Source organism: Nannocystis sp. RBIL2 (assembly GCF_026626745.1).
GTDB lineage: Bacteria > Myxococcota_A > Polyangia > Nannocystales > Nannocystaceae > Nannocystis.
In genome coordinates, this window is sequence record NZ_JAPNJW010000001.1 from 2,723,410 (window position 1) to 2,747,333 (window position 23,924).

Consider the following 23,924-nt stretch of genomic DNA (forward strand, 5'->3'; position numbering starts at 1 on the left):
TGCGCGCGAGGTCGTCTTCGAGCTCGACCGCAGAAACCTACGGAACGACCGCAGTCCTGGCGACGCGGACGATGAAATCGTGGCCGGGCGGCGGGATGTCGCCCTGCGCCACCCTGACCGAGAAGTAGAGGTCGTGCGCGTCGAGATGCAGCCCGCGCCGTTCGATCTCGACCCCGTGCCACACGTGCCGCGGCGTGCCGCCTGTCTTCGGCACCGCGAAGATGCCTGCGGGCGCCTGGTGGAAGAACACCTCGTCGCCGTCGACCAGCACCTGATCGATGCCGATGTCCATCGCCGGGAACAGCGGTGTGACCGGTCCGCCGGTCTTGGCGACCCGTGACACGTTCATCGGCGCCGGCTGCACGCCGTACACCTTGCTCGGATCGCCGGTGGCGAAGTAGACGAAGTCGGCGTCGACCGCCACGGATGGATCGATGCGGGTCGAGGCGTCGCCGGCCAGGACGGTCTGGGCGCCGCCCGAGAGGCGCACCAGCGCGCCATGGAGGGGCCCGCTGCCATCCTCGTCGAACGGTGGGTCGTTCCAGGTGAAGAACAGGCGCTCGCCGTCGTAGGCGGGCGCCGAGCCCAAAGACTTGCCCTCGACCTTGTCGGCCAGGAGGACCAGCTTCGTCGGGGTCAGGTGCGCGAACGACGGGCGGATCGGCCCGAGGTCGTCGTAGGTGACGACGCCGGCGAGCGTGCGCGTGAGCGCGGTGTTCCAGTAGCTGTTGTCGGCCGGATGGGCGTGCGTCTCGCCGATCACGGTCTCCTCGCCGTCGACCCGCGCGCTCACCTTCATGATGAGCGGGTCCTCGGTCTGCTCGACGATGTAGAGCGCCGCGTCATCGCCCTCGAAGTCGACGAGGACGGGGACCTCGCGGATCCACTGCGCGTCGCCGCCTCGCTTCGACACGCGGTAGAGGGCCTGAGGGCAGCCCACGCGGTGGCCGAGGAACCACACGTCTTCTGCAGTCAACGCAGTGCGGTAGACGAATGCGTCGCTGGCCCCCGCGATGGCGGTCCCGTTGCCGCACGCCTCCGGGATGGGCTCGCAGGACGGCGGGCTCGGGAGCGGCGCCTGGCAATCGTCCGGCGGGACATCGCCGCTGCTGCTGCTGCTGCTGCTGCTGCCCCAGCTCGGGTCACCGCTGGTCGGCACTGCGTCGCTCGTGCTGCTGCTCGTGCCGGCTTCGCCGCTCGTGCCGGCCTCGCTACTCGAATCGGAGTCGGGGCCGCTCGTCGCGCTCGTGGTCGCAGTCGTGCCGGCGGGGACATCGCTGTCGCAGGCCCCGAGGCCCGCGAGAACGCCGAGGATGAGAATGTCGATCGACCGAGTACGCACGCGGCGAGGGTGCGCCAGGCGTCGCCCGCGGCCCACTTAATCCCCGCTTAAATCTCCGTTTCAGCGGCCGCCGCGGCTCACCGAGGCGCACATCGATGCACCCGGCGTCGGGCGAGCTGATCGGCGACCGCGAGCGCGTTCTCGCGCTGATGTGAACGAGTCACAGGCCGCGCTTCGGGGCGTCGCGGATACGCGGTGCGATATCCCTTCGAGCGCCGAGCGAAGATCGCAAACGTCGGGCCTTCCTCGTGTATAGGTAACTCAAGGTGCAGGTCCTGTGCGCTGCGATACTGCGGACAGGGCGGCGCCGTCCTCCGCCTTCAGGAGCCGTTCGCTTTGCGTAGCCTCGCCTCGATCACCCTCGCGCTCGTCGCATTGAATCCGCTGTTGTCCGCCTGCGGCGACGATGTCACCTCGACCGACAGCCTGAGCGCGCCGAGCAGCTCGTCCGGTTCGGCGGCGACCGAGCCCGACACCTCGACCACGACTTCGGACCCGGGCACCACCACGGGCGAGCCGACCACGACCGCGCCGACGACCACTCTCGGCACGACGGCCTCGACCACCGACACCGAGACGGCGACCACGACCACCGGCTCGACCACGGAGACGGGGGTGACGAGCACGGAGACGACCGACGCGACCACCGGCGAGCCGCCGGCGGTCTGCTGCGAGCCGACCCTGTGCAGCGACCCTGCCATCGAGGCGTGCGTGTGCACGGTCGATGCGTCGTGTTGCCAGGGGCCGTGGACCAGCCAGTGCGTCGCCCTGGTCACCGAGCTCGGGTGCGGCGCGTGCCCGCCGCTGCCCGAGGGTGCGTGCTGCGAGGCCGGGATCGGGCCCGGCTGCACCGACGACGCGATCGAGAGCTGCGTGTGCCTGGCGCTGCCCGACTGCTGCGCGGGCGTGTGGGGGCCCGAGTGCGTCGCTGCGGTCGACTCGCTCGGCTGCGGCGTCTGCCAGGAGCCGCCGAAGGGCGAGTGCTGCGAGGCGCACCGCGGCGGCGGGTGCCTCGACGCCGGGGTCGAGAGCTGCGTGTGCGCCCTGGCCCCGGAGTGCTGCGCCGACGTGTGGAGCGAGGCCTGCGTCGCGCTGGTCGACGAGGCCGGCTGCGGGATGTGCGAGGAGGAAGAGAAGACGGCCTGCTGCATGCCCGGAGACGGGCCCGGCTGCAGCGACCCGACGATCGAGGCCTGCGTGTGCGCGCAGGACCCGTTCTGCTGCCAGGCGCAGTGGGACGTCACCTGCGTCGACAAGGTCGATCTGCTCGGCTGCGGCGTGTGTCAGCCGGAGCTCGGCGACTGCTGCGAAGCGGGTCAGGGCCCGGGATGCGCGGACCAGGCGGTGCAGGCGTGCGTCTGCAACAACGCGCCGGGCTGCTGCCAGGACGTGTGGAGCGCCGACTGCGTGGCGCTGGTCGAGCCGCTCGGCTGCGGCATGTGCGAGGGTCCGGCCCTGGGCGCCTGCTGCGAGGCGCACGACACCCCGTCGTGCGAGGACGCGGCGATCGCCGAATGCGTGTGCGCGCAGGACGACCTGTGCTGCACGGGTGCGTGGACCGAGCAGTGCGTCGCCGAGGTCGAGGCGTTCGGCTGCGGCATGTGCGAGGGCCCGGCCCTGGGCCCCTGCTGCGAGGCGCACGACACCCCGTCGTGCGAGGACGCGGCGATCGCCGAATGCGTGTGCGCGCAGGACGACCTGTGCTGCACGGGTGCTTGGACCGAGCAGTGCGTCGCCGAGGTCGAGGCGTTCGGCTGCGGCATGTGTGAAGGCCCGGTCGAGGCCGCCTGCTGCGAGGAGCACGACACCCCGTCGTGCGACGACGCGGCGGTCTCCGAGTGCGTGTGCGCCCAGGACCCGTTCTGCTGCGAGGTCGAGTGGGACGGCCTGTGCGTCGCCGAGGTCGAGACGCTCGGCTGCGGCACGTGCGGCGGTCAGGGCGGGACCGGCTGCTGCGAGGAGCACGACTCGGCGTCGTGCGACGACGCGGCGATCTCCGAGTGCGTGTGCGCCCAGGACAGCTTCTGCTGCTCGGTCGAGTGGGACTCGCAGTGCGTCGCCGAGGTCGAGTCGTTCGGCTGCGGCATGTGCGAGTGAGCCCCGCCCGGTAAAACGAAGAGCGCGGCCGAGGCCGCGCTCTTCATGCTGCATGGTGCACCCCAGCGGCCGCCCTGAGCGGCCGTCGCGGGCTTCGCCGTCAGAACATCGTGCCCTTGATCGCCTCCATCGGCGTGGTCGACATCGGCCCGCCGGCGCCGATCGAGGTCGCGCGCGGGTCGAACGCCTGGAGGCAGGTCAGCAGGACGTCGGAGATGTTGCCGTCGCTCATCGGGTACGGGGCGGCCTGCACGTGGATGCCGGGGAAGATCAGCTTGTTGCGACCGTGGCCGGCGAGGATGACCGGCTGGCGCTGGATCGAGTGGGTCCAGCCCTCGGCGCAGTCGCTGCTGCAATAGATGATCGAGGTGTCGAGCAGGTTCTTGCCGTCGATGTCCTCCGAGGCCTTGAACTTCTCGAGCATGTCCGCGAAGCGCCCCATGATGTGCACGATGCCGGTGTGCAGCTCCTCGGAGTTGGGGTTGTGCGAGTTGTTGTGGTGGCCGCTCCAGATGTCGATCTCCGAGAAGACCGTCTCGGCGGCGCCGCCGTGGAACAGCATGCTGGCGACGCGGGTGATGTCGCACTGGAAGGCGTACACCAGCAGGTCGCTCATCACTGCGTTGACGGCCGTGATCGGCTCGACACCGTTGATGTCGGTGTTGGTCTCGGTCGGCTTGTCCGGCAAGGCGCACAGCGGCACGGTGGCCTCGATCTTCTTCTCGAGCGCCCCCACGCCGTCGAGGTGCGCGTCGAGCCGCTCGTTGTCGTGCTTGCCGAGCTTCATCCGCAGCGCGGCGGTCTGGTCGCGCACTGCGTCGAGGATGCTGGACCGCAGCGCGCGGTCGTCGGCCTGGGGGGCGAACGCGCCGAACAGGTCGGTCCACGCCTGCTGCGGGTTGAACTGCGGGTACTGCGGCTCGTTGGGGCCCTTGTGCGAGAGGGCGTGCATGGTGGTGCCGGAGTCCATCACGCTGAGGTGCTTCGAGACGCCGAGGTGGATCGACGCGACCGGGGTGTCCTGGCCGATCTTCGCCGCGATCAGCTGGTCGATCGTCGGGCCGCCGGCCTTGGAGAACAAGCCGCTGAGCTCGGTCATCGTGTAGCCGTTGAAGGCCGTCATGCCCTCGTGGTGGGTGACGGTCACCTCGCAGCGGTTGCGCAGGCCGGTCAGCACCGTGACGTAGTCGCGCACGTTGGCGAGCGGCTGCAGCTGGTCGCTCAGCGGATAATTCGCGCCGGTCGCGGCCGGCTCGAAGCGCGGCAGGATCACGCCGTTGCCGAAGAACCAGGTGACGAACCGGGTCGGCAGCGGGGAGCCGTCGGCGAGCGCCTCGCCGTGGCTGTCGAGCATCGCCTCGAGCAGGGGGAGGCCGACGACGGCCGCGGAGCCGCCGACGAGGCCGCGGAGGAAGGTGCGACGGGGAATGGTGCGACGGTTGATCATAAAAAGCTCACTTGGGCGCACCGACGGCGCGGAACACGGGGCTGACGGCCAGCTCGACGAGGAGGTGCTGCAGGCGGTGATCGTTGGCGACGAAGCCGGCCTCGAGGTCGTCGAGCACGTCGATCTCGCCGAGGCGCTCCATGTGACCGAGCGAGCCGCGGACGAAGTTCTTGATCACGCACGCGGTGATACGCGGATCGTCGAAGAGCAGCTCGGCGAGGTCGCGGGCGGAGGCGAACTCCCCGAGGTCGGCAGCGTTGGCGCTCGGATCGATCTCGAGGCCGTCGTCGAGGGTCCGGTAGGCGCCGACGGGGTCGTAGTTCTCGAGCGCGAAGCCGAGAGGGTCGAGCAGCGAGTGACAGCCGCTGCAGCTGGGGTCCCGCATGTGCTGCAGCAGCTTCTGCTTCATCGTCTGCGGCTTGTTCGGGTCCTCGGTCGGCAGGCTGGCGTCGACGCCGGGCGGCGGCGGCGGGACCGCTTCACACAGCAGCTTGGCGCGGATGAACTGGCCGCGGCGCGTCGGCGAGGTCTCGGCCGGGTGGGCGAAGCGGGCGAGGAAGCTGGCCTGGCCCAGGAGACCGGCGCGGCCCTGCTCGGCCGCCAGGTCGACCTTGGCGAAGCCCTGCCCGGGCGGCGGCGGCAGGCCGTACAGCGACGCCAGCGCGGGGTTGACGAAGGTGTAGTCGGCGTCGAGCAGCGTGCGGAAGTCGGCGTCCTTGTCCCAGACGATGTCCTCGATCAGCCGCAGCGTCTCGTACTTCATCGCGTACGCGAGCTCGGGGGTGAACTGCGGGAACAGCTCGTTGCTCTTGTTGATCGTCGACAGGTCGCGCAGCTGGAACAGCTCGGAGTAGAAGTTCGACAGGGTCGCGCGCGCCTCGGTGCGGGCGATCATGGCCTCGGCGACCGCGCGCACGTCGTCGTCGGTGGTGAGCTCGCCGGCCTCGGCAGCGGTGAGCAGCTCGGCGTCAGGGGTCCGCCCGATCAGGAAGAACGACATGCGCGCGGCGAGCTCGGTCGGCGTCAGGGTGCGCACGGCCGGGTCGACGGGGTCCGGCTCGCCGACCTCGACGAGGTAGATGAAGTACGGCGACTGCAGCAGCGCCATCAGCTCGTACTGCAGACCGGTCGCGAAGCTGCCGCCGCCCCAGGCACTCGCGTCCTTGGCGATGGCGACCAGCGGGCCGACCTCCTCCGCGGTCAGCGGGCGGCGCCACGCGAGACGCCCGAGGTCGGCGGCGATTGCCTCGTAACAGGTGTCGCCCGGATCGGCCTCGAGGACGCACGGGACGTGGCCGCCGAGCGTGGTGCGGTCGGCGACCGCAGCGACGGCGACCGCCCGCGCGGACGCCTCGAGCTGCTCGATCGCGCTTTCCTGCAGCGACAGCTCGGCCGCACCGATCGCGTCGAAGCCGTGCAGCGAGTAATCCTCGGGCGGCGCGGCTGCCCCGGCGGCCGCGTCACCGAGAAGATAGCGGACCGAGCCGACATAGTGATGACGCTGCAGCCGGCGCAGGCCGCCCGGAGCGGGCTCGAAGTGCTCCCCGTCGTCGCCGGTCGTCGACGTCGAGGCGTCGGTCGTCGGGGAATCGTCACCGGTGCTGGTGGGCACGTCCCCGGTGCTGCCGGGACTGTCCCCGGTGCTACCGGTGCCGGGCGACGTGGTGGTCGTGGCCGCCGTGGTCGTCGTGTCGCCGTCGGACGTGTTGGCGACGGGATCGGACGGACAGGCAGCGAGAAGGAGACAACCGCCGAGCGGCAAAACCAAACGCATCATCGCAGCTCCACCGTAGCAAGGTAGCGGGAACGAACGAAAGAATACAACTTCTCGCAGCCGCTCCGGCGGCCGCGCCAGCGTCGTGCCGACAGGCGACGGATCACGCGATCGATGGATCACCCGTTCCGACGGATCACCGCGATCGTGGCCAACCGGTGCAGTACGGCCACTCGACTGGTCTGCCGGTCATTTCGATGGAGACGCCCTCGCGCGCGAACACGCGCATGGGCTATTTCAGCGATATGCCCGAAGGTCTGCAATCTGCAGCCCGGAGATGTATGGATGAATCGACGGCACGAACGGGAGCAGGCCAACTCCGGCAATGCCCGACGCGTCGCTGTCACGGGTCGCTCGCCGGCGCCTTCGCTCGCGCAGGGGTAACTGCCTGTCTCGACGTTCTTTGCTCGAGTCGCTCACCGGGGACCTTCAGGAGTTACCCGTGAATTGCATCGCCACCGTCGCTCCGCCGCGAGGACGAACGCCGTGAACCGAAGGAGTGCGAGCGCCGAGCCCCAGGTGCCAGGAACGCCGCAAAGTACGTGGCGTCCGCACGCTCGCGCACGAGGTCGACGGTCGCGCAAAGCGTGCGATCGTCGACCTCGCAGCGGCCCGAGCCGGTCAGCCGGGCGGGTTGCAGAACGGCGTCGACAGCAGGGCGGCGTTGTTGTCGAGCTTGCACTCCTCCTCGCCGGCGACGGCGCGGACGACCAGGCTGTCGTAGCCCGCACCGTCGACGTCGAAGCCGATCGCGGTCGCGTACTCGCCGGGCTGGACCACCTCGAAGAACTGCTGCGAGGCGAGCAGCGTCTCCTGCCCGCCCATGTCCCCGTACACTTCGATGGTGGCGCCGGCGGTCAGCGCCGAGGCGCCGGCGTTGCCGACGTTGACCCACAGCTGCAGCGCGGTGTCCTGGCACAGGTATTGGCAGATCGACGCCTCGAGCACGACGTCCGGCGCGGCGGTGCCGTCGGGCGGGGAGTCGTCGCCGGAGCGGTAGTTGTTGTGCGCGGTCCAGTTGTGGACCGGCATCGCCGGGATGGTGCCGTCGTCGGCGACGTTGGTGATCGAGTAGGCGAACTGGTTCCAGATCTTCCGCCCCGGCCGCCACGACAGCGCTTCGTCGCCGATGACCGAGATCCCCTTCGGCGCCGCCGGGTCGTAGAACTGGTTGTTGCCGAACACGATCTCGACCTGGCCGTCGCCGTCGACGTCGGCGACCGCGGGCGACTCGAGCTGGGTCGCGCTGCCGTGGCCGTCGAACTCGAGCTTGACCGCGCCGTCGACCCCGGAGAACACCCACACGCGGTTCTCGTCGGCGTGGATGACGTCCGCGATCCCGTCGCCCTCGAAGTCGTAGACGATCGAGCCGGTGGCCGACTCGGTCTCGGAGATCGGTGCCTGCCACATCAGCGAGCCGTCGGTGTCGAACACCACGTAGAATTCGCTGCCGGCGACGCCGGTCTCAGGCTCGCCGTCGCCGTCGTAGTCGGCGATCGTCGGCGCTCCGCCGCCGCCGCCGGGGACCGCGGACGACCACAGGACCACGCCCTGGTTGTCCTGCAGGCGCACCGTCCCGGACGCGCTGACGACGATCTCCGGCTTCGAGTCGCCCGTGAAGTCGGCGACGCCGGGGATCCCGTCGCTCTCCATGTTGAACCATTCGACCCCGCCCAGGCCGTCGTAGGCGGCGTTGCCGACCACGAGCTCCTGCTGGCCGTCCTCGTCGATGTCGGCGGCGAGCGAGATGCGAAAGCCGTTGCCGTGCGGACCGACGCCGCGCTCGTTGCCGTCGGCGTCGAGGATCACCGCGCCCGCGAACACCTCCGGCGACCCGTCGGCGTCGAAGTCGGCGATGCCCGGCGAGGTCGAGCAGTGCAGCGTGTAGATCGGGCTGGTCCACTTCGGGGTGCCGTCGTGCTCGAACACCTTGACCGCGCCGCCGGTGGTCACGACCACGAGCTCGACCTGGCCGTCGCCGTCGATGTCGCCGGCCGCGAGCCCGGAGTGGCCGCACACGTCCTGCCCCTCGACGTTCAGGACCTCCTTCTGCCCGTCCCCCGACATGGCCCGAAGGACACCCGGCCCGTAGTGGTCGCCGAACACGTAGGTGACGAACGCGACGTCGGGCACGTCGTCGCCGTCGAGGGAGGCGACGATCGGCGACATGAGCACCTGGTCGGAGGTCGGCGCGGTGGCCCAGGTGCCGCGGTTCCACTCGAGGATCGGCTGGAACGTGCCGACCTGCGGCGCCGCGGCGCACGTGGGGTCGGAGCGACCGGCGAAGCCCGGCGGCGGCGTATCGACGCACGTCGCGTCGGATCCGGTCGTGTCGTCGGTCGTACTCGACCCGGAGCTCGTGCTGGTGGTCGGCGCCACCGTGGCGCTGTCGGTCGCGGTGCCCGCCTCCGAGCCGGTCGACCCCGTGGTGGTGGGCACCGTCGACGAGCCCGTGGGGTCCGTTGCGGACGACGTCTGTGCGTTCCCCGTCGCCGAGTCATCGCGCCCGCCGCTGTCGCCGCACGCAGCGCCCGCGATCCACAAGATTCCGAGCGAAAACCCTCGCCATCGCATGCGCCCCACCTGACCACGAGCCCTCCACGCGGTCAATCCGGACGCGCAGCAGCGGAAGGCGAAGCGCTCGACGAACGAGGCGCGCGCGAATCCCCCACGCTCCCGGAGAGACCGTCTCTCGGGCCGATCCGGACCCCCCTCTGCCGAAGTCTCCCCGAAATTCCGCAGGCACGAGGTCGACCGCCTCGCGACCCGTCGAACGATGACGCGCCGAGGGACGACCCGCCCGTTCGCCGCATGAAGATTGTCTTGGTACAATTAATTTTCTATCCTGATACGCACACCGTGCCCGCTCCGTCCTGGACTCCCCGTCTCCGCCGCGCCGAGGGGCCGCTCTACGCCGCCATCGCCGACGCCCTCGCTGCCGACATCACCCGCGGCAAGCTGCACGCCGGCGAGCGCCTGCCGACGCACCGCGAGCTCGCGGCGGCGGTCGGGGCCTCGATCGGGACCGTCACCCGCGCCTACGCCGAGGCCGAGCGGCGCGGCCTCGTGCGCAGTCAGGTCGGCAGCGGCACCTTCGTCCGCGACCTCACCGATCCGGCCTCGTACTCGCCGATGCTCGATCGCTCGCGCATCGACCTCGGCCCGACCGCGGCGCCGATCGTCGCCGGCGACCTCGGTCACTGCGCCCTGGCGGCCGCCCTCGCCGGCCTCTCCGCCCGCGCCGACCTCGGGGCCCTCGCCGGCTACCAGGCGCACGGCGGCAGCGAGGCCCAGCGGGCCGCGGGCGTGCGCTGGCTCGCCACCACCGACGTCGACGCCGACGTCGACGAGGTCACGGTGTGCAGCGGCGCCCAGCATGCCACCGTCCTCGCGCTGGCCGCCCTCGCCTGCCCGGCCGGCGTGCTCGTCGAGGAGCTCACCTACCCCGGCGTCCTCGCGGCCGCCGGATGGTTGCGCCTGCCGACGCACCCGGTCGCGCTGGACGAGCACGGCCTCGTGCCCGACGCGCTCGCGCGGGCCTGTCGCGACAGCGGCGCCAAAGTTCTGTACTGCACGCCGACGCACCACAACCCGACCACGACCGTGATGCCGAAGGAGCGCCGACTCGCGCTCGTCGCAGTCTGCCGCGAGTACGGCGTGACGATCGTCGAGAACGCCGCGCTCGCGCCGCTGGTCGCCGCTCCGCCGCCGCCGCTGGCCAAGCTCGCGCCCGAGCGCACCTGGCACATCACGAGCCTGTCGAAGGCCACCGTCCCCGCGCTGCGCGTCGGCTTCCTGCGCGCCCCCGCGACCGCCCGGCGCGCGCTCGAGACCGCGGCTGCGGCGACCTTGTGGTCGGGCTCGCCGCTGCTCGCCGAGATCGCGGTGCAGTGGATCGCCGACGGCACCGCGACCGCGATCCGCGACGCCCGGCGCGCCGAGGCGGCCGCGCGTCAGCGGCTCGCCGCCGACAAGCTCGGCCATTGGCAGTACCGCGCGCACCCGACGGCGTACTTCCTGTGGCTGGAGATCCCGCCGCAGCGCCGCGCCCTCGAGCTGGTCGAGCAGGCCCATGCGCGCGACCTGTTGATCGGCCCCTCGCACGTGTTCGCCGCCCGCCCCGGCAACGCCCCCAACGCGGTCCGCGTCTCGCTCGGCGCGGCCCGCTCGCGCGCCGAGCTGGGGCGCGGTCTCACCATTCTGGCCGAGCTGCTGGGCAGCCCGGCCTGGAGCGCCCTGCGATGATTCACCGCGCCCTCGTCCTCACCGCCGCGCTCGCCTCGACTGCCGCGTGCCACGCCCACACGCGCCAGCGCCCCGAGCCTGCCGCGCCCGCCGTCGCCGATTCGCTGGAGGCCCGCCTCGATCGCGCCGAGCAATTCTTCCGCCGGGCCGAAGGCATCCGCGACAGCCTCAGCGGCCAGGTCTGGCTGCCGGACGGCCGCTTCGTGCACTGGCCCGGCGTCGGTCCGAATCACGGCACCTTCGAGGTCGTCGATCCGCAGGCCCGCACCGTGGCCCCGTTGCTGCCCCCCGCCGAATTGCGCGCCGCGCTCGCGGGTGTGACGGTGCCCGAGCACTACCTGCAATTCGCGCTCGCTCCGGACAATGCGCGGCTCGTGTTCCGGATCGCCGATAAAAACTTCGCGCTCGGCCTCGCCGACCGCCGGGTCGTCGCCCTCGCCGAGGACGACGTCGCAACGCACCTGTTCGCGCCCGACACGGTGCTCGCCCCCGATCGCCGCGCACTCCTCGTCCGGCGCGGCGACGGATTCGCGGTCGTGGCCGCCGACGGCCGCGTCGTCGTCGCCCGCGAAGGCGAGCCCGACGCCCTTTTTAAAATTCCGCGAGCCGCGTGGTCACCCGACAGCCGCCACGCCGCGGTCTGGCGGCACGACGCCCGGGCCGTGCACAAGGTCCCGATCGTCGACTACACCAGCGCGATCGAGACGGTGAAGCAGGTCCCGTACGTGAAGACCGGCACGCCGCTGGTGCGCGCCGAGCTCCACCTCGTCGAGCCCGCGACCGGACGCGCCGTGAAGGCCGCGCTCCCCGGCGACGAATCGTACGACTGGCTCGCCGGCTGGCGGCCCGACGGCAGCGAGGCCCTCGTCCTGCGGTTGTCCCGCGACGGCAAGCGGCTCGATCTGCTCGCGGTCACGCCCGCCACCGGCGCCGCGCGCCTCGTCGTCCGCGAGGAGCGACCGGACAGCTTCGTCGCCGACCTCGGCTTCGAGGTCGGGGGATGGCAGCAGCAGGTCGTGCCGTTGCCGGACGGCCTGCTGTGGATGTCGGAGCGCGACGGCTGGCGCCACGTCTACCGCTATGATTATAGCGGCAAGCTCGAGCGGCAGATCACCCGCGGAGGATTCCCGGTCCATCAGGTCCTCGCGGTCACGCCGCAGCACGACGGATTGCTCGTCGTCGCGTCCGCCGAATCGGCCGCGCCCTACGATCGCCTCGTCTACCGCGTGCCGATCGCCGGCGGCGCGCTGACTCGCATGTCCGCCGACCCCGGCATGCACCGCGCGCGCGTCTCGCCGTCCGGCAGTCATTACATCGACGGCCACTCCGCGCGCACCCGGCCGCGTGCGTGGGACGTGATCTCGATGACCGACGGCGCTGCGTTTCGCTACGCCGAGGCCGACGCGAGCGCCGACTCGACGCTCGGCTACCGGCCGCCCGAGGCGATCGTCGCCACCGCCGCCGACGGCGTGACCACGCTTCACGGCGCCCTCTTCAAACCCGCCGACTTCGATCCGCGAAGGCGCTACGCCGTCATCGACGTGATCTACGCCGGCCCTTTCGTCTCCGTCGTGCCGTGGAGCTACGTCGGCACCGCCGAGAGCCAGATCGCCGAGGCCCTGGCACAGATGGGCTTCGTCGTCATGGTCCTCGACGCGCGCGGCACCCCCGGGCGCGGCAAGGCGTTTCAGGACGCCACCTACGGCCGACTCGGCCAGCTCGAGATCGCCGATCACCTCGCCGCGCTCGACCAGGCCGCCGCCACCCGCCCGTACATGGACCTGGACCGCCTCGGCGTCTACGGCCACTCGTGGGGCGGCTACTTCGCGCTGCGGGCCATGCTCACCGCGCCCGATCGATTCGTCGCAGGCTACGCCGGTGCCCCCGGCGACCTCACCGAGGACGCCCTGTGCATGGAGCCCAACCTCGGCCTGCTCGCCGCCAACCCCGCCGGTTATCAGGCCGGCTCGAACCTCGCGCTCGCCGGCAACCTGCGCGGGGCCCTCAAGCTCATGCACGGCACCAGCGACGACCAGGCCCCGCTCTCCACCACGATGCGCATGGCCGACGCGCTGATCCGGGCCGACAAGCGCTTCGAACTCCTCATCATGCCCGGCGCCGACCACAACCCCGAGCCGCGCCGCTATTATTATGACGACGTCCGGCGATTCTTCGCCGACAAGCTCGGCCCGCCGCGGTAGGCCGCGGCGCGCGGCTTCCCGCGCTCGCGCGAGCAGGCACGCGGCGCGGGCTGCTCGTCACCTGCGAGCGCGCCCGCGAGCGCGACGAGAACCTCCGCTCGAAGCAGCGCCTCCTCGCGCTCATCGAGCCCCGCCGAGGCTCACGAGCTCGGACCGCCACCGCGCGTTCGCCGCTTCGCCGCACGAGTGACCTTCTTCCTGCTCCCGCGCGGCGATCCGGGTACGATGCCCGCCATGGGAACACAATACGGGGCCATCGTGCATGGGCGGCGCGCAGACACCGACGCGGCGTCCACCGTGGAAGCGCGTGCGGCCGAAGACGGACGCGTCGTCGCGTTGATCGCGGTGCAAGGCAACCTCGCCACCCCCTCGCTCGAGAGCGTCAAGGGGGCCTTCGCACGCGTGGCTCACGTGACCGACGGCGCCGCGGTGACTCTGGCGAAAGCCGCACCACCGCCCCCCTACGCTTCGGGCGTGGCGGTCGTGCTGTTGTCCGGCGACGTCGCGCACGTGGCCACCACCGGCGGCGCGCGCTGCTACCGTGAACGCGACGGCGTCCTCGAGGAGCTCGCCGCAGGAGCCCACGACGCGAAGTCCGGCGACGCGTTCGTCGCCGCGAGCCACGCCAGCCTGCGGGTGGGGCAAGCGTTCTTCACGACGCAGCTCCAGGCCGCCAGCGACGCGGAGTTTCGCAACGACACCCTCGACGCCGCCCTCCAGTCGGCGCTCGCGCCCTACTCGACCTTCGTCGCCCTGGCCGCCGGCCGCATCTCCTGAGGCGCGACGCGGATCCTCCTGCGCCCCGTCAGTTCGAGGCGCAGGCGGAGTTCTCGACGCTATCGCCGAGGCAGTCCGAGCCCTCGTTGCAGCGCTCGCCGTCCACGCACTTGGGGCAGGCCGGCCCGCCGCGCCTGCTCACGCCGCGCCGTAGCGCGTGTGCCCGACGGTGCCTTCGCCGCGAGCGCTGCTCGTCGAGCCCGCGGACGGCTCCTGATTCGCCACGACCTCGCCCCACCCCCGGCTCCCCGCGCCGGAGAAGATCCGCGTCGGATCGCGGCCCTCGGCGCCCTCGGATTCGAATGGCGGCAGCTCGGCGGTGACCAGCCGCAGCAGGTCACCCACCTGGCGATGACCGGCGATCGCGGGGCGCAACGGCTGGCGGTGATCCACCACATAGCGATTGCGACGACCGTTGCGCTCGCGGGTGAGGTAGCCCGAGAGCGCCAGCTCTTTCACGATTCGCTGGACACCGCGCTCGGTGAGCCCGACCTCGGCCGCGACGTCGCTCAATCGAATCCCGGGGTCTTTGGCCAGACACAGCAGAACATGCGCGTGGTTGGTCAGGAAGGTCCATCTATCTTGATCTTCGGGCATGAGCTCGTACCATCCGTCCAATGCGTTCGGGGGGGTCTTTCGATGTTGCGGCAAGGAGCCGGTGGCGTCAACGGTGGAGCCCCGCCCTGCCCCCGCCCTGCCGGGCCTGCGTATCGAAATGCACGGCCACGGCGCGGCCGTCCAGGACGCCGGCGCAGCCCGAGCGCAGCAGGCTCAGCCATGAAGACGAGCTCGAATGCACCGAACAGGCGGCGCAAGTCCCTCGCGGCCGACCTTTCGCACCTCGCCCGTGCCCGGCAGCCACCCACGACAATGCGCGATGGCTGTGAAGCCGGCGCAAATAGATGAATCAGCCGCGCCTGGCCGGAGCCACGCGCTGCCGTCACAGGGACGGTGTACTGCGAGTAAAAACCCCTGTCAATCGCTGCGCGGGGCCCGTGATCGATGTGCCCTGCCCGTGCAACACGTTCTCGCAGGCGCCTTTCGATCCTGTCATGGATGGGCGATATCGGTATAGAGCCGACATCTTTGCGGCAGCCTCGGCGGCAACCACCATTGGCCTTTTTGCACCTCCGAGCCGGGCTCGGGGGACGGCGCCCGCACGCCCTCGGTCCCAGCCCCCGATCTACATCACCGCAGATTCGCGCAGTAGAACATGTTTCTTACTGTGAGATCGACCCCCGACCCTGCATCGAGCGGCCCCAGGACTTTCGATGCTGTCCGAGCAGGTCCCGAGAATGTTTCCGGCGACCGCCCTCGTCGGGCCACCGATTGAGAAACAGTCGCCCTGATCGCTGATAATGACGCTACGGCGCCGACGACCGCCGCACGCGGCGGGCGTCGTCCGAGCGCCGCAGCTCGCCTGGTCGCGGCTCAGATCGTGAACAGGCGGATGAAGGTCATGAAGATGTCGTAGCTGCCGTCGTAGGTCGCGTCGTGGACGGTGGCAGGGAAGGTCGCGGCGTTGATGCCGGTGTTGCTGCTCGAGTTGGTGCCGCCGACGCCGACGAGCGTGTCGAACCGTTGGTCGACCGCGAGCACCGACTCGTCGTTCCCGTCGCCGCCGTTGTACGAGCCCCAGACCTCGCCGCCGTCGTCTTCGAAGTTGACGAACAGCCCGTCCCACACCGTGCCATCGTGGGCGTTGTCGAAGCCGCTGGTGAAGAGGCCCGAGGAGGTCGTCGCGCCCGAGAGGTAGACGTCGCCGGCGGCGTCGATGCCCTCGAACTGATCGAAGCCGCTGCCGCCCCAGTAGCGCGACCACACGGGGATGTCGCCGTCGACGTCGAACTGGGCGAGGAACGCGTCGGTGACCCCGGACTTGCTGGTCAGCGCGAAGGTGCCCGAGGCGATGTCGCTGGTCGAACCGGCGACCCCGGCGAGGTAGACGAGGTCGTCGGGACCGGTGGTGTCGACGGCGACGCCGCGGCCCTGGTCGTCGCCGCTGCCGCCGAAGTAGGTGGCCCACTCGAGCGCCCCGTCGGTGTCGTAGCGGACGAGGAAGGCGTCGTGACCGCCGCCGTGGGTGTCGAAGAAGGCGCCGTCGAGCTCGTTGTTGGCCGAGGTGCTGTAGCCGCCGACGTAGACGGAGTCGTCCGAGCCGACGCCGCAGTCGAGCGCCCGCGTCGAGCCGGCGCTGCCGCCGTAGTAAGTGCCCCACAGCAGCAGGCCGGTGTCGCCGGAGAACTTGGCGACGAAGGCGTCGACGGTGCCGTCGAGGGTGTCGTCGTGCGGGGTGAAGTCGAGGACGCCGTCGAAGAGGTCGTCGGAGGTGGTGGTGCCGACGATGTAGACGTCGCCCTGCGAGTCGAGGCAGGTGGCGAAGGCCTCCTCGTGGCCGCTACCGCCGAAGTACGTGCCCCAGCGGCGCGTGCCGTTGCCGATGAACTTGACGAGCATGGCGTCGCCGTCGCCGTCGAGGAAGGTCTGGTGGGTGCTGGGCGTGGCGATCACGTTGTTGACGGTGTTGGCCGAGCGGGTGCCGCCGGCGGCGTAGTAGACCGCGGCGTCCTCGTCGTAGATCACGTCGTGGAAGGTGTCGTCGCCGCTGCCGCCGTAGTAGTTGCCCCACACCTGGCCGCCGCTGGCGTTGAACTTGGTGAAGAAGGCGTCATGGCCGCCGTTGTGGCTCGAGTCGTGGAGCGAGCTGGCCGCGAGGCCGCTGGTCGAGGCGATGTCGCCGACAGTGACGACATTGTTGTCCTCGTCGAGGACGACGCCGCGCGCGGTCTCGAAGGCCGAGCCGCCGTCGTAAGTGCCCCACATCCGCGTCGGGTCGGCGTGCGCCGCGGGCACGATGCCGGCGAGCGTCGCCAGGGCCGCGGCCGCGGTGATGCAATAGCGAGTCGTGTGAATGCGATTGTCGAATGTCGAGTGCATGATAGTCGATCTCCGGAGGCGGCGGGCAGACCGGAGGACCGCACCCACCGGCCGCGACCGCCCTCAAGCAAGCGCCGCACCGAGCGGAGAAAGCCGCGTCATTTCGCCGTCCGGGGCCCCGCGGGGCCGATCGGAGCGGCCGCTGCCCCAGGGGTCCGCCGCATGGGGCCGCCGCATGGGGACGGCTGCGCGGCGGCCCGCGAGCGCGCTGACGGTCATGCTGTCCATATGGACATGCTCTGAAAGACATAATTTCGGTCCGGCGGTCGAAAATGCGCCGGGCCGCGCCCCCGCGACGGAGACACGCGATCCAGGTATCCTCGGGTCGCCATGAGCCCGACCGAGGACGAGGTCAAGGCCGCCATCGCGGCGCTCGCCAGCCCGGGGCTGCGCGCGCGCGACGATGCGTCCGCCACGCTCGAGCTGGGCGGCTGGGCGGTGGCGATGCAGCTCCTGCAGGCCTCGCGCGAGCTGAGGCGGACGGCGAAGGCCCGGGCGCTGTTCACATTCGTGGCGATCACCTACGCCGAGCAGATCCGCCGCGTCCGCGGCGCGCCGAGGCCGCTGCAGCTGCGTCTCAAGGGGAACGCCGGAGAGGTCTCGGCCGCGCTGCAACCGCTCGTCGGGCTCGATCTCCGGGTCGATCCGGAGCTGGTGGACATACCGGTCGCGCTCGAGTGCACGTGCGCCAGCACGATGGCCGCGCTCGACCTGCTGGCCTCCGCGATCGGAGCACGCTGGCAGCAGGACGAGTTCGGCGCGGTCGACGGCTGGCGGCGACCGCCTCGCTGCGCGGTGAGAGTGACCACCTGGCGGAATTTTCGATCGCGGTCCCCGACGTCCAGCCGGGTTCCCGGCGGATCGAGCGCCTACACGTCGTCGTCGACGCGCTGTTCCCCGAGACCCACGAGATCCTGCGCCTCGACGAGCTGCGCCCCGGCGCGACTGTGACCGGCACCCTGTGCCGATTCGAGGTCGTCACCGTGGAACCCGACAGCGTGCGGCTCGTCGGTCGACCGTCACCGTCGGCCGAGCCCTATCCGCCGGCGATCCTGGCGCGAATCGTCGACTCGGCGTTCCTCGCGGTCGCCGGGGAGGAGGAGGAGCTCGCCGATGTCGAGTCCTTCCGTCCCGCCGGGGTAACGGACGAGGTGCATTGGGGATTGCGGTGGAAACGGCTGTCGACGGAGCAGATCGGCGAGCTGCGGATCCGCGTCGCTCGCTCGCTGTGGCTGCGCTCCACGCCGCTCGAACTGCGAGACGTGCCGATCCCGTGAACTGCCGAGGCGGAAGACTTTGACGCGGGGTCCGTCGAGCGTGGGCGAGCGCGCCGCGCCCGTGCGCCGCCCGCCCCGCCCGTCCCCGCTCGTGGTCCTCGTCGCCGCGCGTGAGTCATCCTCGACCGCACGCCGATCGCCAGAACGATCACACCCGACTCCTGGCCGGGAATCCGGGGTGTTTCGCGTATCATGGCCGCCGGAGACCGGCGTGCCCCCTGCCCTCATCGACATCGGCGTCAACCTCACGCACCGCTCGTTCGCCTCTGACCTGCCGGCCTTGCTGAGCCGCGCTCGTGCGGCGGGGGTGGCCCACATGGTGGTCACGGGCACGAGCCTGTCCGGGAGCAGCCACGCGGTGGAGCTGGCGGAGGCGCATCCGGGGCTCCTGTCGGCCACTGCGGGGGTGCATCCGCACGACGCCAAGCACTGGGAGGGCGATGCGCCCGCGCGGCTGGCGAAGCTCGCGGAGCGGCCGCAGGTGCTGGCGATCGGCGAGTGCGGCCTCGACTTCGACCGCGACTTCTCGCCGCGCCCCGCGCAAGAGCGGTGCTTCGCGGCGCAGCTCGAGCTCGCAGCCACGACCGGCCTGCCGGTGTTCTTGCACGAGCGCTCGGCGCACGCGCGCTTCGTGGAGATCCTGGCCGAGCACCGCTCGCGGCTGTGCGACGCGGTGGTGCACTGCTTCACCGGCACCAGGGCCGAGCTGCATCGCTACCTCGACATGGACTGTCACATCGGCATCACCGGGTGGATCTGCGACGAGCGCCGCGGGCTGCACCTGCGCGAGCTCGTGCGCTCGATCCCCGCGAACCGCTTGATGCTCGAGACCGATGCGCCGTTCCTCACCCCGCGCGACCTCAAGCCCACCCCCAAGCGCAACGAGCCGGCCTTGCTGGCGCACGTGGCCGCGGCAGTGGCCAGGGCCCGCGGCGAGACGCTCGAGGCGCTGGCGGCCAGCAGCACCGCCACGGCGTGCGCGTTCTTCGGGCTGAAGCTCGCGGCGGGCTAGGCCGAGGCCTGGTGAGAAACTCGAGGTTGCGAATGGGTGCTGTTCGTCACCACGGCGCCGCTGAATCCGGCGATGGCCATGTCGTCCGTCCATGCATGCCAGCCGCACTCGCTCGGTCACGCCGCGTTCTCCTCGCCCTCGTCTGTCTCGCGGTCCAATCGAGCTGCGGCCCAGGTCAGACCGCCAGCCCCGCGACGGCAACACCCGAGGCCGCACCGGCGCCCCAACCTGCGCCAGCGACCCAGCCTGCGGCGCAACCCGTGCCAGCGCCTCAACCAGCGCTGACGGCCGACCCGCCCGCCGCGTCCGGGTCCGCGCCTACACCTGCACCCACCGTCGATCTGGCGACCATGACGGCGGGCCGGTTCAGGATCGTCGCCATCCCCAACCGCAAGAGTTGGGTCCCCTGCGGGGACCGCCATGTCGTCGGTGCGCTCGAGGTCGAGGTGCTCGACGCCGGCGAACCGCCGCCGCGCATGGTGCTGCTGGTCTCGTGCCCGACCGACGTGCGCGAGGTGAACCTCGCGGTCGGAGAGACGATCGCGGCGAAGCTGCATCACCGCAAGCAACCCTGGCCGAGTGTCGCGGGTCTGGCCAAGGACTTGCCCCGTCGCCAGGTCGCGTCGTTCGAGGCGCGCCCGGCCGACGACCCGCAGTGATCGCGCCCGGGGGCCATGAGCCCTAAGCCACCAGCCGTGCCGGCGCGCCATGTCCTCGAAGACATGTCCCGATGCGCACGTTCGCGGGCCTCGCCACTCGAACAGCCGCACCCACACGTCCGGCGGATTGAGGACGTGCTGATACGCGAGCGCGCCTGCGCTCGTGTTATACGGCGGCCATGAGCGACGACATCGGCGAACTCGTGCGTCTGGCTTACGCCCTCGACACCGCCGGACGCGAGCGCGAGGCGATAGCGTTCTACGACCGGGCCTGGGCCCTCGGCGGACCCGCGGACGACCGTGTCGCCTTCCTCATCGGCTACGGTTCCACCCTGCGCAACGTCGGCCGCCTCGACGAATCGCTCGACATCCTCCGCCGGGCCGACGCCGAGCGTCCGGGCGACCCCGCCACGCGGTGCTTCGAATCGCTGACCCTGCACAGCCTCGGCCGCCACGCCGAGGCCCTCGCCACCATGATCGAGGTCGCGCTCGCGCTCAAGGCCGGCTCGCCCTCGCTGCTCCGCTACGCCCGCGCGCTCGCCTGGTACCGCGACGAGCTCCGCGGCACATGACCGATCTGCGCCCTCACGCCGCCCGTCCTGTCGACCGCCGCCATGCGGCGTGCTCTCGCTTCGATCGGCAATTCCTTCGGAAAGACATCGCTGGGGCTCGGCGAGCGCCAGGTTGCGGGAGAGGGCGCGACGGTGATACGAGAGCGCGTGCGTCGGTGCCTCTTCTTCTTCGTCCTTGTTTCGTGCGTGGATGCGGACGCCCCGGCGACGGCACCTCCGGCGCCGACGCCCGGCGAGGCGGGCACGCCTCCGTCGGCGGCGGCCGGCGAGGCGACTGCTCCGGACGCGACGGTGCTCGAGGACCTCGAGTGGAAGGACCTCGTGACCGGCGTCAGCGCCTCGGGTGACGTGTTCGCCGATGTCCGCGGGGTCTGGCGCTGCGAGGACGGCGCGTGCCAACACCGGCCGTGGAGCGGCGGAGACGGCGGCCGGCAAGCGCTCCCGTGCGACGCGTCGAGCGACGACAATTTCGCGGTCTCTCCGGCAGGCACGCGCGTGGCGCAGGTCTGCGAGGGCAAGCTGGCGATCTCGACGCTCACCACCGGCGAGGTGGTGCGGCGCAAGTCGCCCTTCCCCGAGCTCGACGATCTCGAGGTCGACGAGAGCGGCGTCGTCACTGCGATCCACGAGCACCGCGTGGCCCGCGTGACCGCGAAGGGGCTGCAGGGTCCGTTCGCGCTCGAGGTCCCGAAGGAGGCCCTCACGCCGACGAATTTTGCCTCGCTCTACGCGGCGAACGGACCGTGGCTCGCCTACACCCACGGCGCCTACTCGGACGAGGTCGCCTGGCGGGCGTCGACGCCGGCGCCCACCCAGGTCGCGCTCGGGGGCGGCGCGCTGTTCAACGGCGAACAGATGTGGGTCAGCCTCATGACGAACGGCTACGTGCGGATGACGGAGAGCGGCCCGGTGCCCGTCGCGGGGCGCATCGGCGGCGGCCTGCCCGGTCACGGGCTCCTGCTGAGCGTGTTGCCCTGGGGCGCCGACGGGCTGATCGCGCAATACGAGGACGCGGCGCTGCTCGTCGATCGCGAGCTGAACACGCGGCGGCAGCTCCGCACGCCGAACGCGAAGGGCACCTACGGGACGATCGGCAGCGACCCTTCGGGGGCGTGGCTGTTCTTCGTCCACGAGGACGGCAGGATCGCCGTCGCTGCGCTCTGAGCCGGCGAGGACGCCCACGTCCTGAGGCGATACCGCCGGCTGCCGCGGCGTTGACACCGGTCGGGCGCCTGGGTAATCGCGCGATGGTGATCATCGATCTCACGTGTCAGAAGTGCGACGCGAGCTTCGAGCTGAACGCGCAGGCGCTCATCGACGGGACGGAGCCGCTGAAGTGCCCGCAGTGCGCGGCCAGGGCCCCTGCCGACCTCACGCGGGAGTTCGTCGCGGCGCTCACGGAGTTCCGCGCCCAGGTCGCCGCGCTGGACCGGAAATTTTTGCTCAGCGTGACGTTCGAGTCCCCCTCTCTCGCCGATCTCGACGACCTCGGCTCCGAGGACGACGACGAGCCCTGAAGCCCGACACTCGCTCGTCGGCGTCATCCGTTCCGCGTGATGTAGAAGAAGCCGATGCACATCTCGTCGTCGGTCCCGAAGCCCCACCGGGTCGTCGTGTCGCGGCTCGTGGTGTCGTACGTGCAGGTGATCTGCAGGGTATCGCCCGCGAGGACGTGCAGCGGCTGCTCGTAAAAAGCGAACCGCTGCCAGTGGAACTGGTAGCGATTCACCTGAGCGAGGCACGATTCGCTCGCCCCGTGGTTCGCAGTCACGCGCAGATGCTTGCCGAGGTTGTGCATGTGCGGCCACACGCCCCACACCGTGTAATCGGCGTCCATCGTCATCTCATTGGACTCCGTCACCGCGGGCAGACCGGGCGGGAGCTCGAGCTTCGTATCGGCGATGCGGGCGATGACGGCCTCGTGCTCGACCACCGGCTCGAGCTTCAGATCGATGACGGTGCGGTCGGGCGCGGTGCCGTTCTGCCAATTGTAGTGCATCTGCAGCACGGCCTTGCGCCCAGCGCCGATGCGCAGCCCCGTACCCGCGGGCAAGTCGCCGCCCCTGTCGCTCGGGCCGCTGCCGACCAGCCAGCGCGACGGCACGATCGTGTCTCCGAAGCACGTATAACCGGGGCCTTCCTCGGCGGCGTCGAGGTCCGCGGCGGCCTGCTCGTCCTCTGCGGAGTCGAGCGCGTAGAGGGTCAGATGATGGACCACGTCGGGCCGGCCGAGGCGCACCTCGAAGGCGGTGACGAACGCGTCCTGGGGGAGATCGGGCTCGACGATGAAGCAGCGGTAGTCGTCGATGATCGGCTGAGTCGGGGCGTACGGCGCCGGCATCGAGATCGTCAAGTCGACGCGATCGAGCCGCCAGGCAGTCGGGCTCTCGAGGGTCTCCCCCGTGATTTCGCCGGCAGGGGCGCCGGCCTGCGCCCACGTCGCGAGCGTCGCAATGTCAGCCTCGGACAGCCAGGGCGCGCCGACGTAGGTGTTGCAGCCGCCGCCGTTGTCGAGGTTGAACGGCGGCATCGAGCGCTCGACGGCGGTCCGGGCGATCAGCGCGGCGAACGGTGCAGCCTCTTCGTATGTACTGATGGCGAACGGCGCGATCCCCCCCGAGCGATGACACTCCGTGCATCTCGCGGCGAGGATCGGCGCGATGTCCCGATAGTACGTCGGACCCTCGGGGGGCGCGCCGGACGACGCCAGGGTCGACGCATCCGCTGCGTATGCCGAGGTGTCGGATGAGGCGTAGGTGGAGGTGGAGGTGTCGGAAGGCGCGTCGGACGATGCGCCGGCGCAGCTACCGGCACATGTCAATCCCACGTGGCCAGCCACGATTGCGATGGGGAGTCGTCGCATGCTCGCAAGAGACCTCGAGTGGATGTGAGAGCCAGAGGTGTCGAGCCCGCCCGAGGGTCCTTGTCCACGAAACGCATGCGGCAGAGCGCCTGGAGGGATCTCGCCGATCGACGCGGAGCGTCCGCCGTGAGGCGAGGCGCGCGGCGTTCGGTGAGCCATTCACCCGGACTCGCCGACACGTGCAGGTGTATCGCCTCGATGTCGACCTGCGAGAAGGACTCACGTGGGGTTCACCCGATCGCGGGGACAAACATGCATCGGCTTCTCTGCATGCTCACGATGTAAATGGCCTCGCCCGGAGCGCTTCCCCGCTGCAGCTGTCCTTCAGGCGAGGCTTCCCGACGTCGTCACGCTCCCTCGCGTTCGACACGAGCCGCGCTCCGGCGCGAAGCAAATCGAGCACCGCCGAACGAGACATCGCCGCGGCGATGACGGCGCATCGCATCGGGATCGCCGAGCAATGACGCGAGTTGCTGGGCACGCGCGAGGTCACGATCTCCCCGGCGGCAGATGCACGCGCAGGGGCGTCGACGCCGCCGTGTCTCGTCTCCCCCGTCGCTGGCGTGCACCCGGGGCGGAGCGGTCATTTCATTGTCCCTCTCGCTCCCGCATGCCCACCGCCTGCGCGCCCGGCGACGAGGCCGAAGCTCGCGCCGGGCTCGACCTGGCCTGCTCGCGGACGGTATCGTCGCCGCGTTCATGTCCCGCGCGAGCGATTCCG

At 70.8% G+C, this 23,924-nt stretch carries 18 protein-coding genes; 11 read left to right on the forward strand and 7 right to left on the reverse strand.

The genetic code is table 11. The annotated features are described in order from the left end of the window. Positions 1-37 precede the first annotated feature (37 nt). On the reverse strand, positions 38-1,342 hold the full coding sequence (locus OV090_RS10550; RefSeq protein WP_267703457.1) for a hypothetical protein: 1,305 nt from the start codon (positions 1,340-1,342) through the stop codon (positions 38-40). Between the two features lie 336 nt (positions 1,343-1,678). Between OV090_RS10550 and OV090_RS10555 the strand changes: the two genes are divergently transcribed. Next, positions 1,679-3,439 (forward strand): hypothetical protein, encoded by a 1,761-nt coding sequence (locus tag OV090_RS10555; RefSeq protein ID WP_267703458.1) that lies wholly within the window; start codon positions 1,679-1,681, stop codon positions 3,437-3,439. A 100-nt stretch (positions 3,440-3,539) separates the two neighbouring features. Here OV090_RS10555 and OV090_RS10560 read toward each other — a convergent pair whose 3' ends face one another. The 3 genes from OV090_RS10560 to OV090_RS10570 form a co-directional block, all read right to left on the reverse strand. Beyond that, entirely contained in the window at positions 3,540-4,886 is a 1,347-nt protein-coding gene (locus OV090_RS10560; RefSeq protein ID WP_267703459.1) for a DUF1552 domain-containing protein, read from the reverse strand. A gap of 7 nt (positions 4,887-4,893) precedes the next feature. Beyond that, positions 4,894-6,663: a DUF1592 domain-containing protein gene (locus OV090_RS10565; RefSeq protein ID WP_267703460.1), complete on the reverse strand. Its 1,770-nt coding sequence runs from the start codon at positions 6,661-6,663 to the stop codon at positions 4,894-4,896. A gap of 618 nt (positions 6,664-7,281) precedes the next feature. Beyond that, complete coding sequence (locus OV090_RS10570; RefSeq protein ID WP_267703461.1) at positions 7,282-9,099, reverse strand: VCBS repeat-containing protein; 1,818 nt, start codon at positions 9,097-9,099, stop codon at positions 7,282-7,284. 420 nt (positions 9,100-9,519) lie between these two features. Between OV090_RS10570 and OV090_RS10575 the strand changes: the two genes are divergently transcribed. The 3 genes from OV090_RS10575 (at position 9,520) to OV090_RS10585 (ending at position 13,883) form a co-directional block, all read left to right on the forward strand. Continuing rightward, on the forward strand, positions 9,520-10,905 hold the full coding sequence (locus tag OV090_RS10575; protein WP_267703462.1) for a PLP-dependent aminotransferase family protein: 1,386 nt from the start codon (positions 9,520-9,522) through the stop codon (positions 10,903-10,905). Further along, positions 10,902-13,106: a DPP IV N-terminal domain-containing protein gene (locus OV090_RS10580; protein WP_267703463.1), complete on the forward strand. Its 2,205-nt coding sequence runs from the start codon at positions 10,902-10,904 to the stop codon at positions 13,104-13,106. The genes OV090_RS10575 and OV090_RS10580 overlap by 4 nt, the downstream gene beginning before the upstream one ends. Before the next feature lie 234 nt (positions 13,107-13,340). After that, positions 13,341-13,883 carry a hypothetical protein gene (locus OV090_RS10585; protein ID WP_267703464.1) on the forward strand — a complete coding sequence of 181 codons (543 nt, stop codon included), beginning with the start codon at positions 13,341-13,343 and terminating at the stop codon, positions 13,881-13,883. 138 nt (positions 13,884-14,021) lie between these two features. Here the strand turns inward: OV090_RS10585 and OV090_RS10590 are convergent, their stop codons facing one another. Together OV090_RS10590 and OV090_RS10595 are read right to left on the reverse strand one after the other, a co-directional pair. Further along, positions 14,022-14,480, reverse strand: a complete 459-nt coding sequence (locus tag OV090_RS10590) for a winged helix-turn-helix domain-containing protein (RefSeq protein ID WP_267703465.1) — start codon at positions 14,478-14,480, stop codon at positions 14,022-14,024. Positions 14,481-15,314: 834 nt separating this feature from the next. Further along, positions 15,315-16,820, reverse strand: coding sequence for a hypothetical protein (locus OV090_RS10595; protein WP_267703466.1), 1,506 nt, complete (start codon positions 16,818-16,820; stop codon positions 15,315-15,317). Positions 16,821-17,150: 330 nt separating this feature from the next. Here OV090_RS10595 and OV090_RS10600 point away from each other — a divergent pair, with 330 nt between their 5' ends. The 7 genes from OV090_RS10600 to OV090_RS10630 all read left to right on the forward strand — a co-directional run bounded on the left by OV090_RS10600 (position 17,151) and on the right by OV090_RS10630 (position 21,857). Beyond that, on the forward strand, positions 17,151-17,771 hold the full coding sequence (locus tag OV090_RS10600; RefSeq protein WP_267703467.1) for a hypothetical protein: 621 nt from the start codon (positions 17,151-17,153) through the stop codon (positions 17,769-17,771). A gap of 32 nt (positions 17,772-17,803) precedes the next feature. Continuing rightward, complete coding sequence (locus tag OV090_RS10605) at positions 17,804-18,097, forward strand: hypothetical protein (protein WP_267703468.1); 294 nt, start codon at positions 17,804-17,806, stop codon at positions 18,095-18,097. Positions 18,098-18,308: 211 nt separating this feature from the next. Further along, entirely contained in the window at positions 18,309-19,109 is an 801-nt protein-coding gene (locus OV090_RS10610; protein ID WP_267703469.1) for a TatD family hydrolase, read from the forward strand. A gap of 350 nt (positions 19,110-19,459) precedes the next feature. Beyond that, the gene (locus OV090_RS10615; protein WP_267703470.1) at positions 19,460-19,768 is read left to right on the forward strand and encodes a hypothetical protein; all 309 of its coding nucleotides are present in this window, start codon (positions 19,460-19,462) and stop codon (positions 19,766-19,768) included. A 179-nt stretch (positions 19,769-19,947) separates the two neighbouring features. Then, entirely contained in the window at positions 19,948-20,340 is a 393-nt protein-coding gene (locus tag OV090_RS10620) for a tetratricopeptide repeat protein (RefSeq protein ID WP_267703471.1), read from the forward strand. A 147-nt stretch (positions 20,341-20,487) separates the two neighbouring features. Continuing rightward, on the forward strand, positions 20,488-21,504 hold the full coding sequence (locus OV090_RS10625; RefSeq protein WP_267703472.1) for a hypothetical protein: 1,017 nt from the start codon (positions 20,488-20,490) through the stop codon (positions 21,502-21,504). Positions 21,505-21,587: 83 nt separating this feature from the next. Next, on the forward strand, positions 21,588-21,857 hold the full coding sequence (locus OV090_RS10630) for a hypothetical protein (protein WP_267703473.1): 270 nt from the start codon (positions 21,588-21,590) through the stop codon (positions 21,855-21,857). A 23-nt stretch (positions 21,858-21,880) separates the two neighbouring features. Here the strand turns inward: OV090_RS10630 and OV090_RS10635 are convergent, their stop codons facing one another. Next, positions 21,881-22,870 carry a hypothetical protein gene (locus OV090_RS10635; RefSeq protein ID WP_267703474.1) on the reverse strand — a complete coding sequence of 330 codons (990 nt, stop codon included), beginning with the start codon at positions 22,868-22,870 and terminating at the stop codon, positions 21,881-21,883. Positions 22,871-23,924 lie beyond the last annotated feature (1,054 nt).